General features: G+C 37.7%; 16 protein-coding genes. 11 read left to right on the forward strand and 5 right to left on the reverse strand.

The genetic code is table 11. From position 1 onward, the window contains the following. Window positions 1–12: 12 nt before the first annotated feature. Together PYW34_RS01400 and PYW34_RS01405 are read right to left on the reverse strand one after the other, a co-directional pair. Window positions 13–1,707, reverse strand: a complete 1,695-nt coding sequence (locus tag PYW34_RS01400) for an oleate hydratase (RefSeq protein WP_002287570.1) — start codon at window positions 1,705–1,707, stop codon at window positions 13–15. Window positions 1,708–1,763: 56 nt separating this feature from the next. Then, window positions 1,764–1,892, reverse strand: a complete 129-nt coding sequence (locus PYW34_RS01405; RefSeq protein WP_002287569.1) for a hypothetical protein — start codon at window positions 1,890–1,892, stop codon at window positions 1,764–1,766. Here PYW34_RS01405 and PYW34_RS01410 point away from each other — a divergent pair. The 3 genes from PYW34_RS01410 to PYW34_RS01420 all read left to right on the forward strand — a co-directional run bounded on the left by PYW34_RS01410 (window position 1,891) and on the right by PYW34_RS01420 (window position 3,058). Beyond that, window positions 1,891–2,139: a hypothetical protein gene (locus PYW34_RS01410; RefSeq protein ID WP_002321251.1), complete on the forward strand. Its 249-nt coding sequence runs from the start codon at window positions 1,891–1,893 to the stop codon at window positions 2,137–2,139. The genes PYW34_RS01405 and PYW34_RS01410 overlap by 2 nt on opposite strands. Before the next feature lie 191 nt (window positions 2,140–2,330). After that, on the forward strand, window positions 2,331–2,696 hold the full coding sequence (locus PYW34_RS01415; protein WP_002287567.1) for a DUF1622 domain-containing protein: 366 nt from the start codon (window positions 2,331–2,333) through the stop codon (window positions 2,694–2,696). After that, window positions 2,693–3,058: a DUF1622 domain-containing protein gene (locus tag PYW34_RS01420; protein ID WP_002294718.1), complete on the forward strand. Its 366-nt coding sequence runs from the start codon at window positions 2,693–2,695 to the stop codon at window positions 3,056–3,058. The genes PYW34_RS01415 and PYW34_RS01420 overlap by 4 nt, the downstream gene beginning before the upstream one ends. Window positions 3,059–3,149: 91 nt before the next feature. Here the strand turns inward: PYW34_RS01420 and PYW34_RS01425 are convergent, their stop codons facing one another. Beyond that, window positions 3,150–4,577: a helix-turn-helix domain-containing protein gene (locus PYW34_RS01425; protein ID WP_002287562.1), complete on the reverse strand. Its 1,428-nt coding sequence runs from the start codon at window positions 4,575–4,577 to the stop codon at window positions 3,150–3,152. A gap of 469 nt (window positions 4,578–5,046) precedes the next feature. On the opposite strand from PYW34_RS01425, the gene tdc reads away from it, so the two are divergent. The 4 genes from tdc to PYW34_RS01445 all read left to right on the forward strand — a co-directional run bounded on the left by tdc (window position 5,047) and on the right by PYW34_RS01445 (window position 12,628). Next, on the forward strand, window positions 5,047–6,882 hold the full coding sequence (gene tdc, locus PYW34_RS01430) for a tyrosine decarboxylase (protein WP_002287561.1): 1,836 nt from the start codon (window positions 5,047–5,049) through the stop codon (window positions 6,880–6,882). A gap of 304 nt (window positions 6,883–7,186) precedes the next feature. Beyond that, window positions 7,187–8,665: an amino acid permease gene (locus PYW34_RS01435; protein WP_002287560.1), complete on the forward strand. Its 1,479-nt coding sequence runs from the start codon at window positions 7,187–7,189 to the stop codon at window positions 8,663–8,665. Further along, window positions 8,631–9,962 carry an amino acid permease gene (locus PYW34_RS01440; RefSeq protein WP_002287558.1) on the forward strand — a complete coding sequence of 444 codons (1,332 nt, stop codon included), beginning with the start codon at window positions 8,631–8,633 and terminating at the stop codon, window positions 9,960–9,962. Before PYW34_RS01435 ends, PYW34_RS01440 begins: the two co-directional genes overlap by 35 nt. 113 nt (window positions 9,963–10,075) lie before the next feature. Continuing rightward, window positions 10,076–12,628, forward strand: coding sequence for an HAD-IC family P-type ATPase (locus tag PYW34_RS01445; RefSeq protein ID WP_002321255.1), 2,553 nt, complete (start codon window positions 10,076–10,078; stop codon window positions 12,626–12,628). 6 nt (window positions 12,629–12,634) lie between these two features. Here PYW34_RS01445 and PYW34_RS01450 read toward each other — a convergent pair whose 3' ends face one another. Continuing rightward, window positions 12,635–14,074 carry a helix-turn-helix domain-containing protein gene (locus PYW34_RS01450; protein WP_002287554.1) on the reverse strand — a complete coding sequence of 480 codons (1,440 nt, stop codon included), beginning with the start codon at window positions 14,072–14,074 and terminating at the stop codon, window positions 12,635–12,637. Between PYW34_RS01450 and PYW34_RS13035 the strand changes: the two genes are divergently transcribed. After that, window positions 14,049–14,231 (forward strand): hypothetical protein, encoded by a 183-nt coding sequence (locus PYW34_RS13035; protein ID WP_002294711.1) that lies wholly within the window; start codon window positions 14,049–14,051, stop codon window positions 14,229–14,231. The genes PYW34_RS01450 and PYW34_RS13035 overlap by 26 nt on opposite strands. Window positions 14,232–14,419: 188 nt before the next feature. Next, window positions 14,420–14,782, forward strand: coding sequence for an MmcQ/YjbR family DNA-binding protein (locus PYW34_RS01455; protein WP_002287552.1), 363 nt, complete (start codon window positions 14,420–14,422; stop codon window positions 14,780–14,782). 186 nt (window positions 14,783–14,968) lie between these two features. On the opposite strand, the gene PYW34_RS01460 is transcribed toward PYW34_RS01455, so the two are convergent. Beyond that, on the reverse strand, window positions 14,969–15,826 hold the full coding sequence (locus PYW34_RS01460; protein ID WP_002287551.1) for a LysR family transcriptional regulator: 858 nt from the start codon (window positions 15,824–15,826) through the stop codon (window positions 14,969–14,971). A gap of 119 nt (window positions 15,827–15,945) precedes the next feature. On the opposite strand from PYW34_RS01460, the gene PYW34_RS01465 reads away from it, so the two are divergent. Both PYW34_RS01465 and mdcA read left to right on the forward strand, forming a co-directional pair. Further along, on the forward strand, window positions 15,946–16,857 hold the full coding sequence (locus PYW34_RS01465) for an ACP S-malonyltransferase (RefSeq protein WP_002287550.1): 912 nt from the start codon (window positions 15,946–15,948) through the stop codon (window positions 16,855–16,857). Window positions 16,858–16,863: 6 nt separating this feature from the next. Further along, on the forward strand, window positions 16,864–18,510 hold the full coding sequence (mdcA, locus tag PYW34_RS01470) for a malonate decarboxylase subunit alpha (protein ID WP_002287549.1): 1,647 nt from the start codon (window positions 16,864–16,866) through the stop codon (window positions 18,508–18,510). The last annotated feature ends 93 nt before the right edge of the window (window positions 18,511–18,603 follow it).

Below are 18,603 nucleotides of genomic sequence, written 5' to 3' on the forward strand. Positions count from 1 at the left end.
ACAACCTCTTGATTATTCAAACATTTTTTTTGCGGCACGAGCTAGAGTAGGAATATCTTTGTCGTAACGCGGTGTTTTGACAAGACGGGACATAGGAATACCCGCAAAATGGAAAGCAGCGATTTCTCCAGAACGTACAGCACTTTGTTCAGTAAAGATCATCTGATAAGGCTGCTCGACAAATTCTCCTGTAAAGGCCAGATTGGTCGAATGTTTAGGAATGACTTTTGGTCGATCGCTTTTGGCACGATTATTGAACAACGCGGAAGCATAAGGCATATAGACAGGGATATTATTTATTACGCTGTCGAAAATTTCTGTTTCTTTTTCACGAATATTCACTGGTCCAGGATCTACTTTTGAAAGTTGTCCAATCAGTTCTTCTAGCATTTCTTTTCCATTCATTTTAATATACTGTTTATCCACAAATTCGCCACGTCGTCTTGGATAAAGGAAATAACCCCAAATAACTGTTTCATTTGGTTTCTGAGACGTAAAATGCGGTTGATGATGCACGACGATAGACATATTGACATCTTTTTGGCCTAACGGCGTGATCGGTGTGGTTGAAATAAATGAATTCAAGGCATTTCCTGGTTCTTGAGTCGTGATACGGGTGATTTCATTCAACAACAAATGGTTTTTCGTCGTCAGGGTAAAGCTGACCCATTCGCTTGCATCTCGATCAGCAAAGAATTTGTCAGGATTTCCCAAGTTGTAGAAACGTTCACTGGCTTTTTTCCAGAGACTAGAAGCTGCACCATAATCCATATTTTCTACAGCTGGTGTTTCGTAATCTCCTAAAGTAGCTGAATCTGTAATGGACCCATTAGTGAAAATAACTGCTGTATCTTCATCGACCACAACGTATTCTTCTTCTTGAGTCAGTGTATTGGTAATTTTCAAACCAGTCACAGTGATTTCATCTTGCATCGGTGTTTCTTTGAATTCCCAGTCAGTGACACGGCGGTTCAAAATGATTTTGCATCCTTGTTCTTTCAAGTACTCGATCAAAGGAAGCATAATACTTTCGTATTGATTGTAACGTGTTCGATTGACGCCCACTAGATGTTCGATTTGAGTGAATTCATAAATCATTTGATGCATATAGCGACGCAATTCTTGAGCAGAACTACGTGTTCTGAAAGCAAATGTTGTTTCCCACATAAACCAGAAGTTTGTTTCAAAAAAGTGTGGATCATCTTTGAAATATTCTTCGATAGTGATATTGTCTAGTTTTTCTTCTTCTGAATCAGGCATAGCAATCAGTTTAGTCAGAAGAATACGGTCTTTATTATTGAATCCCAGTTTTCCGCCATCAATGATTCCTTTGCCACCTTCCATCAAACGTGCTTTGTCAAAGGTTCGGTGTTTTGCATCAAAATCTCTCGTATCTTCTTCAGCAGTCATCCCTGGCTCAGTAACAGAAGGTATTCGACTTAACAGATCCATCAAATCTACATAGGTACGGTAATTAAGCATGCGACCGCCTCGAGCAATATAGCCTTTTTGGTTTTCTAATGGATGGTTTTTATTCCAATATTCATCCACTACAGTGTCGGTCGGTGCACCATCATTTGAACCGTGATCATCCAATGAATAAAAGGTGATCTGATCCCCTTTCCATTTGCCTTCTTGAATCAAATAAACAGCCGCTGCCATATTGGCAATACCGGCACCAATCATTATTGCTTTACTTTTTCTCATTGTGATTCCTCCAATGTCTTCCAAGTATGTCCGTAGTGATTCAACTAAATAGGATGCTAGATTGATTCGAATTCATCATATAAATGACTGTCATCTTCGAATAGTCCTGTCTTTTTTCCTAGATATGCAGCGCCAAGGGCAAGCAAACCTAAACCGATGCCGACTTTGATTAATTTTTTACTCATGAAAAACGCCTCCTTGTTTTCTCTTTCTATATCCAAGGATAGTTCGTTTTTATTAGAATGCCAAATGATAGGACGAGAAGAAAAAGGAAATTTTGACAAAAAAGAAGAAGTGTCTGATTTTCCTGTAAATAAAAATAGGGTAGGTAAGAAGAAAAGATTTGAGGAGGTGTATGGTTCTATTTTTAGAAATTTGGGTACAAAAAAAGCACCGAGACAGTGCTTCTTTGAAAAGCTGATGACGGACTAAGCCTTATTTTAACTTGCTACGTTGTTTTGGATACTTCCACGATTTATGGATGGAGGGAGAAAAATGGGAGAGTGAAAAAGAAAAATTTAAGCGAACCGTTATCATTAGAACAACTTTTAAATAGACGAACAAGGTAACTTTCTTTTACAATAAAAGAATAGGAACAAATTAAAAGAAAGTAGGTAGCGTATATGTTTCGCTCAAATTTAATTGAATTTCTAGAATGGATCATTGCTATTTTAAATATTTGTTCTATCGGTATCTTAATTGTCGGGATCGTTCTTGTTCTATTCAAACTTTTTGATTGGTCTCATGTCAAGAAAAACTATGCAGAACGTAATACTCGTAATGCAGATACAAGAAAACTGCTAGCAAGTTATATTTTGTTAAGCTTGGAAGTACTAGTCGTTGCTGATATCATCGAGTCAGTTATCAAGCCGACTTGGACAGATATTTTGAAGCTTGCACTTATTATTATCATTCGAACAGTCATTTCTTATTTCTTGAATCAGGAAATAGAAGACAAAGAAAAACAAAGAAGAGGAGAGGTAGGATGACGACAGAGTTGATGCAGTTTCTTCTTCCATATTTCGAAAAACTTGTACTGGGACTTGATATCTTTGCTATCTGTTTATTGGTTTGGGGTGTTTGTCTATCAATCAAGGATTTTTTGAAATATTTATTTGTCCATACAAAAGTGCAAAGCGACCGAGTCAGCGAGAACAATGCTATTAAAAAGATGTTGGGAGGCTATATACTTCTAAGTTTGGAAATTCTTGTTTCAGCTGGGATCATCGAATCGATTATCAAACCTACCTTGCAGGATATTTTCCAACTAGCGGCGTTGGTAGTTATCCGAACCATCATTTCTTATTTTTTAAATAAAGAGATCGGACCCCTAGATGTCCAAAATAAGTGAGGTTGTGAGCCTGACGTGTATCAAGAGATTGTTACAGAAATGGGCATCTTCAACAAATAAGAGGCTGTGACATGATTTTTGTCACAGCCCCTTATTTGTTTTGCACAGCTGAAATGATAGCTCGATCGATCGTATTGATCGAAATAGGAATAATATTTTCATATTGGACCGCATCTGGTGTATATAATGTACGTTCACATAATACCCGGTTTGAGGACTGCTGCGCATACTTCTTTATATCAGATATACTTGAATAAATTGTTGGTGCAACTTGAAAATCGAAAGTAGTTACAGCTTCCAAGGCTTCCCGATAAATCAGATAATGAACATCCGAATTTGTGACGATATAGATAGTCAGATGTTCTTTTGTCAGACGGAGAATTCCGCTCAATTCGATCACAAAAGCCCGCATGCAATTAGGATTCAACCGTAGATCATAAGGTAACTGGCTGGACCAGCTGGAAAAAATTGTCTGGACTTCTTTATATAAATTTGTCTGTTCCTCATTTAAAAGATAAAATTTTTCTGGCATGAATAATTGATAGTTATCCCAAGCCGAACGCATCAGATGAATCAGCGCACGTTCGAACGGTTGGTTTCCGAATAATTCTTGATTGAAGTGAGATTCAAAGGTAGCAACTAGTTCTTTTATTTCGGGAGTATTGTCAATAAACACTTGGTGTAGCTGTTGAAAGTCTTCCGCAATCAACTGATAAGAATGGAAACCATAATTACAAAGATTGAATAGTGTCAAAATAAAGGCGAATTCTTCTTTTTTATAATAGGTTTGGAAATCAGTGTTTTCCCATGCTGATTCGACATAATTGTAAATAGGACGTTTTTTGATTTCTTCGATAAATTTTGAATCTATTGTCACAGCACACACTTGCTGGCGTAGGAAACTGATAGCAAAACCAATCGATAAGATTTCTTTATTTTCTTTATCATAAAATCTGCCACTATTTTCCGTTACGGATTCAATGAAACGATCGGCACGTTCAAAAAACGATTCAGGTAGCTCCCAAGAATTAAAACCGCCTAAACGATACGACACATTAAGAAGCAGCAGACGTCTTTCCATTTCAGTGAATCGAGGGGAGTAGCGGTCGATTTCGATCCCGCAGTCATTAAAATAAGCTAATACTTGTTTTTTTAATGAATAAGCTTTGCTGACAGAGATGAATTCACATTCAGTTAATTGAAGATAATCAGGTTCATCTTCTTCCAAATAAAGCAGACAAGTTTTTAAAAACAACGAATTTTGAGACAATTGCTGCATGATCTTGCATCGAGGTATATGTTCTGAAAAATATAAAGTGTAACGGTCCTTTTCCCGATGTGTATAAGCGATCTGTTCTTCAAATTCTTTTTTTATGTTATTGATATCATTGAGTAAAGTGGTTTTGCAAACATGCAGGAGATTGGAGAGCTTTTCTAGATTGACTTCTTTATTTACATAGAATTGCCCACATAAAAACAGCTGTCTTAAAATATTTTTCTCAATATATTCTTCAATCATAGTAGAGCCTCCGCCTTATATTTTTTTGCACAATATGGGAAATATTATGACATGTTTTCTTTTTGAAATCATCAGTTAATTTCTGAAAAAGCATATAAATGCCGTTAAAAAAGGTTTTTTATGTTATAAAATTTGGAAAACAGATAATTCTATTAAAAAATAAATTGTGAATTTTTAACAATATAAAAAAATAAAAATATGTTTAGTGAATGAAGGACAGTCATTTTATTTGTTTGTTCGCTTTTTTTAGGTTATCTATTTTAGAAGACTGATTTATTGAAAAATTGTTCGCTTTTTTGCGTTGAATTATCAGAAAAATCCGACTTTATTTATTTTTGTTTGTAAAAATCTACGTGGATTTGATGTTATAAAAAAAAATTTCTCATTTTTGGCGCTATAGTGAAGAGGTGTTACAGATAAACACATGTATCTGCAAGACATTGACCAACAAAATATGGAGGGAAGAAAAATGAAAGATATGGATATCAAGGCCGTCTTTATAGGCGACAAAGCTGAAAATGGACCAGTTTATAAAATGTTGTTGAACAAGATGGTAGATGAACATCTTGGATGGAGAGAAAATTATATTCCTTCAGATATGCCTGCAATTAGCGAAGGAGATAAGCTCACTCCAGATTATCTAGCCACCCGCGACCATATGATAGAGGTCTTGGATGAAGTCAGTCAGCGATTACGCGCAGGATCGATCCCATGGCATTCAGCAGGCCGTTACTGGGGACAAATGAATGCTGAAACATTGATGCCTGCTTTATTAGCTTACAACTATGCGATGCTGTGGAACCCAAATAATGTTGCATTGGAATCTTCTATGGCAACTTCGCAAATGGAAGCAGAAGTAGGACAGGATTTTGCTTCATTATTCAATATGACAGACGGATGGGGACACATTGCAGCAGATGGTTCTATTGCTAATCTTGAAGGATTATGGTACGCCCGTTGCATCAAATCGATTCCTTTAGCTGTCAAGGAAGTGCTGCCTGAAAAAGTGAAAAAAATGTCTGAGTGGGAACTTTTGAATTTATCTGTTGAAGAAATTTTGGAAATGACCGAAAGCTTTACGGACGAAGAAATGGATGAGGTCAAAGCAGCTTCTTCCCGTAGCGGAAAAAATATCCAAAGATTAGGGAAATGGCTGGTCCCTCAAACAAAACACTATTCTTGGATGAAGGCGTTAGATATTTGCGGAGTCGGCTTAGATCAGATGGTTGCTATCCCAGTTCAAGAGGATTATCGAATGGATATTAATGCTTTGGAAAAAACAATTCGTGAATTAGCTGGACAAAAAATCCCAATTCTAGGTGTGGTTGCTGTCGTAGGAACGACAGAAGAAGGTCAAGTAGACAGTGTAGATAAAATCGTCCAATTAAGAGAAAGGTTAAAAGATGAAGGGATCTATTTCTATTTACATGTTGATGCCGCATATGGCGGCTATGCGCGTTCACTGTTTCTAAACGAAGCAGGAGAATTTGTGCCGTATGCTTCCTTAGCTGAATTCTTTGAAGAACATCATGTTTTCCACCACTGCGTAACGATTGACAAAGAGGTATATGAAGGGTTCAGAGCTATTTCAGAAGCGGATTCTGTCACGATAGATCCTCATAAGATGGGCTATGTCCCTTATGCTGCTGGAGGAATCGTAATCAAACATAAAAATATGAGAAATATCATTTCTTATTTCGCGCCATATGTGTTTGAAAAATCAGTAAAGGCTCCAGATATGTTAGGAGCTTATATTTTGGAAGGATCAAAAGCTGGAGCAACCGCCGCCGCAGTCTGGACAGCACATCGTGTATTGCCATTGAATGTGACCGGATATGGTCAATTGATTGGGGCTTCAATCGAGGCAGCTCAAAGATTCAGAGAATTTCTCGATCATCTGACTTTTACTGTTAAAGGAAAAACAATCGAAGTCTATCCATTGAATCATCCTGATTTTAATATGGTCAATTGGGTATTCAAAGAACAAGGCTGTACAGATTTGAACGCTATCAATGAATTAAATGAAAAAATGTTCGATCGGTCTTCTTATATGGATGGCGATGTTTATGGTGAACGGTTTATTACTTCTCATACTACATTTACACAAGAAGATTACGGTGATTCTCCAATTCGTTTTGTTGAAAGAATGGGTCTAACGAAAGAAGAATGGAAAAAAGAACAGAAAATCACTCTGCTACGTGCGGCTATCATGACTCCTTATTTGAATGATGATCGAATTTTCAATTTTTATACAAAAAAAATCGCCAAAGCAATGGAAAAGAAACTAAACGAAATCATCCAATAGAACTGATTTTTGTGTGAAAGAATAACAAGAGACATATGGAGAACAGACAATTATTTGCTTCATCAAAACAATTGTATTTCCCCCTGTTTTTCATATATTCCTCGCCAAGATATTCTTTTTTATAAAACGTTCTATAAGTTGGATCGTTCGTTTCATGTATCAAACCCAGTTCACTAAGATCGTTCAATGGATGTTTCGGTGATACTGGGTTTTGTACTGAATCGATGAAACCTTGTCATTTCTGTTCTTGAACAAAAATAAAAGAAAACAAAAACATATGTCGCTATTGAAAGAAGGAATAAAGATGAAAGATACTGGTTCATCAAAGCAAATCACGACCATGACCTTTATCGGAATGACCTGCGCCCTTGTAGCAAGTGTACGAAATATTCCAGATGTAGCAGCAACGAGCTGGACGATGATTTTTTACATGCTGGTTGCAGTATTATTGTACGCTTTTCCAATCTCATTGATCTCTGGTGAATTTGCTGGAATGTTTCCCCAAAAAGGTGGTCCAGAACTTTGGGTATCGAATGCTCTAGGAAAAAAATGGGGGTTCGTTGTCTCATGGCTGTTATGGGTCCAAATGTTTCCTGGGATGGTGATGGTCGCTTCAGCACTCGCTCCGTTGTTTGGTAATATTATCGATAATGTGCCGCTTGGTTTGAACAGCAAATTTACATTAGTTGTCATTTTAGTCGTTTATTGGATCATCACTTTTTTGAATTTGAAATTTGATATGGCAAAAATCGGCGGAAAAGTCGGTGTTTGGTTAGGATTGTACGTGCCTTTGACGATGATGCTCTTATTAGGGTTTGCTGCGTGGATCAAAGTTGGGATCGTACCAACCGGAACATTAGGCAGTTTTTCATGGGACAAATTAATACCAGATACTACGACTGCATCCTCATTTGTTTATTTTGCGCCGATCATGTTTATTTTTACTGGTATCGAAATGTCCTCTGTGTATATCACTCGATTGGAAAATCCAGTTAAAACGTATATTCGCGGAGTATTTGCCGCGTTAATTTTTATATTTTTCGTCAATATTTTGAATGCTTTAGTTGTAGCAAATGTCGTACCAAAAGGACAAATGGAATTGAATAATATCGCGCAATCTATTTCGATTTATTGCCAAATTCTTGGTTTGCCACATCTTATTGTGAATCTGTTTAGTTTACTTGTCTTCATTGGTGTAGCAGTCCAATTATCTGCTTGGGCCTCAGGACCAGCAAAGACAGTGACAGAAAGTGCTAGAAAAGGTGCGTATCCACCAAAATTCAATTTTTGGAAGACGAATCAATTTGACGTATCCAAATCCGTTATTTTGACTCAGTCTGTCATTATCTCAATCTTTGCACTTTTTTATTTGCTGATTCCTGGCGTCAATCAAGCATTTTTGATGCTCGTAAATTCAACTACTGTTATCTACTGTATCGTCTATGTCATCATGGGGATCGCAGTTTTGAGATTGCGTTATACACATGCAAAGTTGAATCGACCATTTAGAATTGGAAAAAAAGAGAAAAAGAGCAATCTTGGAGTTTGGACTGTCGTTATTGTTTTATTTGCGGCAATCGGATTTTCTGTCGGACTGACGATGAAAGCTGGAACATGGATCAATCTAATTGCAGTCACAGCCATCAGTGTCATTTTGTTTGTAGTACCACTCTGTATTGAAAAAATAAAGAAACCTTCTTGGGAACAGGAAGTCGCCATGCTGCTTGAAAAAGAAAAAGGTGAACTTGATGGAAAAACCGGCAATGAAACGGACTCTAACTAATCGAAATATCCAGTTAATCGCATTAGGTGGCGCAATTGGAACAGGATTATTTTTAGGTTCAGCAAAGGCAATTGCATCAGCAGGGCCAGCTGTTATTCTCGTTTATTTGATATGCGGTTTGGCTATTTATGGTTTGATGCGGGCCATGGGTGATTTATTTTTAGCAAATAGTACATTTAACTCTATCAGTGATTTCGTTGACTATTATTTAGGCAAAAAGTGGGCATTTTTTGTCAATTGGACTTATTGGCTTTGCTGGCTTGGAGCTGGACTTGCGGAATTAACAGCAATAGGATTGTATATCCATTTCTGGTTTGTACATGTACCAGCTTTGATAAGCGGAGGTAGCGCACTAATGATCTTAATGGCAGTCAACCTTGTTGCAGTCAAGTGGTTTGGTGAATTGGAATCTTTTTTCTCAATCATCAAGATCTTGGGGATTTTCCTTTTTATCTTATTGGGTATAGGATTGAGTGTCTCAGATTTTCATACCCAGTCTATCGGAATCAAAGAAAATTTTGGACAGATCGATGAATTACTACCGTTTGGCTTTGCTGGAATGGTAGTCTCATTTCCTATGGTTTTATTCAGTTTTGCTGGAATTGAAATGATCGGCTTAACCGTTGGCGAGACAAGTGATCCGCAAAAGAATTTGAAAAAAGCAATCAACTGTCTGCCTTGGCGTATTCTCTTTTTCTATATAGGAACGATTTTGTCGATTTTATTTGTTGTTCCATGGCATTGTTTAGATTTAAAAGAAAGTCCTTTAGTGACTATGCTGCAAGTGATCCATTGCCAAGGCGGAGCAGCAATTGTCAATCTAATGATTTTGGTTGCTTCTTTGTCCTCAGCAAATAGTGCAGTCTACAGTACTAGCAGGATTTTATATCAAACAGCAAAAGAAAAAAGTTTGCCCCATTGGTTTTGTGCGCTTTCTAAGAAAGGCGTACCTTTACACGGTATTTTAATTACAGGAATGTTATTTTTTGCCGGTCTTTGTCTACATTTTTTTGTAGCTGATAGTCGATTGTTTTTTCAGCTTTTGGCAGGCATGACAACGAGTTGTTTTCTATTTGTGTGGTCTTCGATCTTGTGTGCACATGTTCAATTTATTAAAGAAAAGAAACGGAACACTACACAAAGATATAAAGATCTTGCTTTGTTGGTGTTTTTTACTTCAATTGCTTTCAGCTTGTTATTCGAAAGCACGACACGCTTTATTCCTTTTTTATTGGTTATCTGGTTTGTATTCTTAAATTTTGTATATAAAAGAATAAGCAATAGAAATATCAGTTAGGCCCAGATACATTTTGCAAAACGAATTATTTCAGACCCCCCTGAAATAATCGATACGCCTGAAAAAACTTTCCTGCGTATAATAACAGTATCAATTAAACAGGAGGGGATAGGATGAACTGGTACAGATTGACGGTAGAAGATGTATTGAAAAACTATCAAACATCAACAGAAGGCTTGTCGCAAGAAGAACGACAGAAACGCCTGACTGATCAAGGATATAATGAAATAAAAGCAAGGCAGCAGACAAAACGATGGAAAAAAATAGCAAAGCATTTTACTGATCTGCTGATGATCGTGTTGATCATTGCCTCTTTTTTGAAATTTGCTTCTAGTGAATATATTGAAGGAAGTATTATTTTATTCGTAGTGATCGTCAATGGACTCGTTAGTTACTGGCAAGAAAGAAAAGCGGAAGAATCATTGAATGGTTTGAAGCAGCTGATGGGACAAGAAGCGATAGTACTATCAAACGGGATGCAAGAAAAAATCCCTGCGAAAGAACTGGTAAAAGGAGATGTCATTGTCTTACGTGCCGGAGATGTCGTTCCAGCAGATATCCGATTAATCGAAGCACATGATTTATTAGTAGAAGAATCGATTTTGACGGGAGAATCAGAAGCATCTGAAAAAAGTCATGCCGTTTTGACAGAAGAAGAATCGATCGGCGACCAGAAAAATATGGCTTTTTCAGGAACGCTTGTACAATCTGGTTCTGCAGTCGGTGTCGTTGTAGAAACAGGAAACACGACAGAAATCGGTAAAATCAATCAAGCATTGCAATCGGTCGAACAACAAACGACGCCTCTGATTAAAAAAATCAACCGATTAAACAAACAAATTTTTCAAGGCATTCTTTGTTTGAGCCTATTCTTAGTTATTTTTACGACATTTCGATATGGTATGGATTGGCATATCCTTCTTTCGGCTACGATTGCTTTGGTGGTGTCAATGGTACCCGAAGGATTGCCAGCTGTTTTGACCATGATTCTATCCGTTGGAGTACATGAAATGGCAAAAGAAAAGGCGATCATCAAAGGACTTCCTTCGGTAGAAACATTAGGTTCTATGACAGTGATCTGTTCAGATAAGACAGGAACATTGACAAAAAATGAAATGACAGTTGTGGATGTAGCTGCAAAAGAAGAAGCCTGCGTGTTGTCCATTATGAAAAACTGTCAGGAATTAAAAACAAAAGAAGAACAGAAAACAGAAAATTTAAGTGGCAATCCGACAGAAGTTGCGCTGATTCGACACACAGAAACAGCCAATCTACCTTTGAAAAAAATAGAAGCAAAGATTCCGTTCAGTTCTGAATACAAATATATGGCAACGATGCATGCGGAGGAAAAAGGAGCGGTGATTTACGTCAAAGGTGCACCAGAAGTATTATTTGCTAAATCAACTCTTTCTTCTGCAGAACAAGAAGCATGGAGTCAGACAGCTGCAGAATTTGCGAGAAAAGGTCAGCGTGTTTTAGGATTTGCTTATAAAAAAGTAGATTCGAAACAGGAACTCACGCATGAGACTTTAACCCAATTAACTTTTGCAGGGATCGCCGGATTGATCGATCCGCCAAAAGAAAGTGCAGTCAAAGCTGTAAAGGAATGCCAACAAGCAGGGATCTCAGTGAAAATGATTACAGGGGATCACAAAGACACAGCAAAAGCGATTGCGGAACAAATTGGCTTAAAACATACTGCCAAAGTTTTAGAAGGGATCGATTTGGATCTTATGTCTGATGAAGAGTTGATTCAGCAAGTGCCAATAGTCGATGTCTTTGCTCGAACGACACCAGAACATAAACTGCGAATTGTTAAAGCTTTGCAGAAAAATGGAGAAATCGTCGGAATGACCGGAGACGGCGTAAATGATGCACCTGCTTTGAAAAGATCCGATGTAGGAATTGCTATGGGAATCAAAGGTAGTGAAGTAAGCAAACAGGCAGCTGATATGGTTTTAGGAGATGATAATTTCCATACGATTGCAAAAGCCGTAAAAGAGGGCCGGCGGATTTTGGATAATTTGCAAAAAACCATCAATTTCTTCTTGCCAACTGCATTAGCTCAAGGATTGATCTTGATTTGGGCACTTATGCTGAATCGCCCGCTACCTTTGTCCCCAGTACAGATTTTATGGGTCAATATGGTAACGACAATCACTTTATCTTATGCACTAGGGTTCGAGTCGCCAGATCCAGAAATCATGAAGCGCCCACCAAGAGATCCAAAGCAAGGAATCCTATCTGGTTATCATTTGTTTCGGATCATCTATGTCTCCCTACTGATCATGGTTCCTGCCTATTTATTGGCTATGCAGTTTGAAGGGCAAAGCTTACAGCAAACCATTCTTCTGCAAAATATCGTCTTAGCTCAAGCTGTTTACATGATCAATTGCAGAGAGTTGTCCAAGCCGTCATTGAACCAAGGTCTTTTGCAAAACAAAGCGCTTTTTCTTTCATTAGGTATCCTTGCTTTATTGCAAGGGATGGTTATTTTTCTACCAGTCGGCCAGCAGCTGATCGGTACAGTAAGTTTAACGATGACACAACAGTTATTGATTGGAGCAAATGTGATTCTTCTATTCTTAGTTGTAGAAATAGAAAAAGGGATCATGAACAAACTGTTTCGCAAAAAAGAAAAAACAGCTAGAGAATACAGTCGCTAGCCGTTACTATAAAAAAGTTTTGAAAGTGAGTTCAGTCAAACGATTGAGCTCATTTTTCGTTGGAATAGAAGAAATGTATACAATAGGGATATCTAGAGAATCTAGAGGGAAATTGGAAATCAAGATATCTGTTTTTTCAAAAGAAATAGTGGAAAGATCGGTTAGTTCGATAGGTAAGAAGCAGACACGTTTTCCTAAGTAATCTTTTAATTCCTGCTGCAAGAACGCCTTCCATGAAGGTTCTCCTTGGAAAATAAAATAGACATTGAACAAATTCGGTTTGATAGAAAAAATCGTTTGTTGGATCAGTAGAGACAAGAGTTGGAGAAAGTAATTTGGTTCATTGATTTCTATTTCTTTTTTTAGATCGTTCAGTAAATTCTCTTTCTGTTGATACAAGTGTGCATATTGCTGATCATATGTTTCTAAAAAACGATGGTATTGACGGTCCAATGCTTCAATCAATATCGGCGATTCATGATATTTTAATATGAGGAGAGCCAAGTTATCAGTCAGAGATGTTTTTTTTAGTTGATCAAGAGACAGCTCTGAAGCTAGTTCCTCTACAAACGTTTCGAGGACCTCTAAAAATGGAGAATGATGCAGGCAGCGAGCGGTTTCTTGTCCATAGTTATTGTTGTAATTCCAACTTTCCAGAAAGCAGAAAGAAGCAAAAGAAAGCTCAGTGTCTTTAAGATAAATACCTTCCGTTAAATACAATTTTTTCAATGCAGAGTCATACAGGGAGGAGAGTGTGCTGTTGGTATGGATAGAAGAATCTAATCGGCAATTCGCTTTTATACGGATCGTATTGATAAAGAACCAACATGTTCCGAAAATCTCTTCTGTTTCAACCGCTAGTTCAGTTTGACTGAGGTTTCTTAAAAATTGAAAATAATGGGATTCATGGATCGAATAATCCTCGAAAAAATAGTTGTTATGAGTGAAAGGAATCAGCAATCGATGATAAAAAGTACGAATCGCACGCTCTTTTCCAAGAATACAAGCTGTATATTTCGTCAAATCGATCTGCAAGTCGTAACTTGCTAAACGCTGATTGATTTTAGTCACATGTCTTTTCAATGTCCCATAAGAAAGCCCATGGTCGGCTAGAAAATCAGGGACAGCAACTTTTTTTGTAAAAAGCAGATTTTTCAGCAGTTCGACACTGACTGATTGTTTGAAAAAAATCTCCCAAAGGTCATTTGTTAATAAATTTTGCTGGTTTTGCAAACTGATTCCTGCTTGATCGCTGATGATGTCCCAGCCTTCGGGCAGCTGAGAGCGAATAGATTGAAGGTCAGAAAAAATCGTTCGTTCGGTTGTCCCTATGATTTCAGCTAATTCATTTACGGTTATCTTTGTATGATTCAGCAATTGTTCTACTAAAGAAACATGACGTCGAATATCTTTTTCGGTAATGATTTTTTTCATTAGTGAATACATCAATCAGACTCCCTTCTATTCTAAGAATACGGAGAAAATAAACGGTGGTCAAGTTTCAACTGATTTTTCAATCATTGTTTATTTTTCTGGAGCATTTACTGATGATAAGAATTTCATCATGAACTTGAAAAATGATACCACTAAAATCAAAAAATAGGTGGGCAAACAATAATAAACATTTTAATAGTAGATGGTAGCAAGACCAACACAGGCGGATTGAACATTTAAGAGTTGATAAAAAAGAAAAATATCGAAGTATTTGATTAGCAACTACTTGTATTCATTTTTCTATTCTTACGTGGTATCTTTGAATAAAGCGAATCAATAAGAAAGAGATGGAAGCAGATGCTAACGAAAAAAGAACTAATCGATCACATCAATGAAACATACAATTTGTCTCCAGAATATATTTTTAAAAAATTTCCTGATTATTGCGTATTCAGACATCAAAAAAGCAAAAAATGGTTTGGGGTCCTGATGTCTGTTCCAGAAGAAAAAATCTATGATGATGCAAGTGACCATAGGATCATCAATATTCTTGATTTGAAGGTCGATCCTGAACTTGGCGGAATTTTGCGAGGAAAAGAGGGGTATTTTCCAGCCTATCACATGAATAAAGAACATTGGATCTCTATTGATCTACGTAAAATAGAAAAGCTAGATGAACTAGCAGATTTGATTGATGGAAGTTTTAAATCAACGCAATGAATGTCTAGGACAATAGAGAAGAGGTTGTGACAGAAATGTTTAGCTTCAAGAAATAAGAAGGAATTTACGAAAATTGCTTCTCAAATTTTTGGGAAATTTCGGCTTATTTTCTAAGAAATTACTTCTGGAACACCGTTTGTTCGAAAAAAGAGCTGCGACAAGAATTTTGTCCCAGCTCTTTTTTTTTTATTTTCCTAAATAAAATTCCCGCATCGTTTTTGCAATCATTTTGATCAAAGGATGATCTTCTGTGAAGCTAGAAGATAAATAAATTGTTCGTGTCAAGGGCAAATCTTTGATTTCCCGCAAGACGAAAGGATCATTTTTATCGTAAGACCAAGAAACTTTTGGGAAAAAGCTAACAGCTAATCCTTGCTTGACAATAGAACGTAATGTCGCAGGATCATCTGTCGTCGAACTGATCGTCAATTCGATACTTTTCGCTTCAAGTGCTGCATCCAGTGTATGACGGAAGGCGTTGCTCTTTGACAGCATCAAGATGGGGGTGCGTTGGATATCTTCTAATTGCAGATGTTCTTTTTTAGCAAGAGGATGTTTCTTAGGAATGGCGACATAAACAGGTTCTTTCATGATAGGAATATTGGTCATGCCAGGCTTCATCTCCGAAGTGATGTACAGTACAGGATCGGTAATATCATCTGGTAAATGATGTTGCATGATCGTTAATTGGATATCAGGATGCTTTTCCATAAAAATTCGGACCAAGTTCGGAATAGAAACAGAGGCTACCTCTAAATACAATATGACGGAAGTAACGATCTTCTCATTGACCGAAGACAATAATTTGATTCCTTCTTCTAATGTGTCTAATGTCTTGACTGCATATGGATAAAATTCTTCTGCATAAACGGTCGTCTCAATGTTTCTGCCGCTATGGTAAAACAAAGGGACACCTAATTCGTTTTCCAAATGTTTGATCGCACGGCTCAAGGCAGGTTGAGAAATAAATAATTCTTTGGCTGCTTGGGTAACATTTTTTGTTTCGAATACTTTTTTAAAATACTGCAGATGAAGCAATTTCATAATTATCCATCCCATCCATACCTTTTTGTTATGGTTTTTTCTTTTTTTGGCATTTTTTATTATAGCAGAAATTGACTAAGATAGCAGTGGAAAAAGTAAGTGCTGAGGAGGCGAGGCTCATGAGTACAGGTTTCTTATTTCCTGGACAAGGCAGTCAGAAGTTAGGGATGTTAGCGGATATCCCTGAAATGTACATGGAACGTTTAGAAAATGTGACGGGGTATCGGTTAGTTGATAAAGAAGAAAACTATCAAGATACGGTTTTTATCCAGCTAGCATTACTGACAAAAGCAGTATTTTATTTAGATGAAATGGAAAAAAACGGTATTCAGCCTGATATTGCAGCAGGACATTCGATTGGTGCTTTTTGTGCAGCTGTTGCTTGTCGATCTTTGAGATTTGAGAATGCAGCGGAACTAGTCTATCACCGCGCAGTCTTAATGAAAGAAGCTTATCCAAGCGGTTATGCAATGGGCGTAGTAGTAGGTGTGACGAGAAGCGAAGCTGAGGAAATTGTAGCAAAAACATTTGATCCTGACCATCCAGTTTATCTGTCAAATGAAAATTGTCCGATGCAACATACGTTATCTGGGAGTATCGAAGGTTTATCCGTTACGTTGGCAGAAGCCAAACGGCACCAAGCGCAAACAGCGAAGCTGCTGAAAGTCCCTGTGCCATCTCACTGTCTCTTGATGAATGATACGGTCAAGAAATTCAAGCCGTATATGCAGTCTGTCCATCTATCTGATGCTAGATGTTTGTATATAAAAAATACGGATGGAAGAGCCACTCAGGACGCAGAAGAGATTCGTAAAGATTTGTTGGAAAACCTAGCTTTCCCTGTGCAGTGGAACCAAATGATGGACTTGGCAAAAGAATTAGGAATGGATCTGACGATTGAATTTCCCCCCGGCAATACTTTGACAAAGCTGATTCATACAAAATTTGGTGTAGATAAAGGGATCCGTACGATCAATCTAGACCAACATGGTATTGATGACGCCACGTTTCTATATCAAAAATGGAGATGACTAATTATGGAAAAACCAAACCGCAACTGGGCTTCTAAACGCGAAAAAAAAGCGCAGCGATTGGAAAAAATCAGCAACTTGCTCAATGGCAAGTATGTAGAAACTGAAAAAATCGTAGAAGTAATGGAAAAACTGATTGCTCCCGGCGACAAAGTTGTATTAGAAGGCGACAATCAAAAACAAGCAAGTTTTCTTTCAGAAAGTCTTGAAAAAGTAGATGCAGAAAAAGTGAATGATCTGCATTTGATCATGTCTAGTATCTCACGACCAGAACATTTGAATATTTTTGAAAAAGGAATCGCAAGCAAGATCGATTTCTCTTATGCTGGTGCACAAAGCTTGCGTGTCGCCCAAATGATTGAAGACGGCACAATGAAATTAGGTGATATCCATACTTATTTGGAACTTTATGGACGCTTATTCATCGATTTGATTCCAAATGTTGTTTTAGTAGCTGCAGATAAAGCAGATAAAGACGGCAACTTGTACACAGGTTTCAATACGGAAGAAACACCAACAATCATCGAAGCTGCAGCTTTCAAAGATGGTATCGTGATCGTTCAAGTCAACGAAGTTGTCGATTCTTTACCACGTGTAGATATCCCTGGTGACTGGGTAGACGTTGTCGTGAAAGCAGATAAACCTTATCAATTAGAAGCTTTATTCACACGAGATCCTCAAAACATCACAGAATTGCAAATTCTAATGGCAATGATGGCAATCAAAGGAATCTACGCAGAACACGGCGTACAATCTTTGAATCACGGTATTGGATTCAATACAGCAGCTATCGAATTGTTACTGCCAACTTATGGTGAATCACTAGGGTTAAAAGGGAAAATCGCGAAGAACTGGGTATTGAACCCACATCCAACGATGATTCCAGCCATCGAATCAGGTTGGGTTGAAAGCATCCATAGTTTTGGTGGCGAAGTTGGTATGGAAAAATATATTGCTGCTCGCCCAGATGTCTTTTTTGTCGGTAAAGACGGCACGATGCGCAGTAACCGAACATTATCACAAGCTGCAGGACAATATGCCATCGATATGTTTATCGGTTCAACCTTGCAATTAGATTACGAAGGAAACTCTTCTACCGTAACAAAAGGACGTTTATCTGGTTTTGGCGGTGCGCCTAACATGGGACATAATCCTGGCGGTCGTCGTCATTCTACACCAGCATGGCAATCACTTCGCGACAATGATGATCCATTAGGGAAAGGCCAAAAATTAGTTGTTCAAATGGTTGAAACATATGGTTCAAATAAAAAACCAGTCTTTGTCGAAGAATTAGATGCACTAGCTGTTCAAAAACAAGCAGGCTTAGCCAATGCACCAGTGATGATTTATAGCGAAGATACTACACATATCGTGACAGAAGAAGGAATTGCTTATTTGTACAAAGCAAAAACAAAAGAAGAACGACAAGCAGCAATTGCAGCAATTGGCGGTGTTACACCTCTTGGAATGACTAGCACGAAAGAATCACTAGATAGCTTGCGTGCAGCCGGCATCGTGAAATTACCAGAAGATCTAGGCATCAAACGTAGTGAAGCGAAACGTTCATTATTAGCTGCACAAACCATCGATGATTTGATCGAATGGTCAGATGGCCTGTATGAACCACCAATGAAATTCAGAACTTGGTCATAAAATTGGCGAGAAAAACCTTTTGTCGCCATTTACCCAGATGGAAGAAGAAAGACGAATAAGCAGAACGTGTATGCTCTGTTTTACAAAAAGGGG

Source organism: Enterococcus faecium (assembly GCF_029023785.1).
In the GTDB taxonomy this organism is placed as follows: domain Bacteria; phylum Bacillota; class Bacilli; order Lactobacillales; family Enterococcaceae; genus Enterococcus_B; species Enterococcus_B faecium.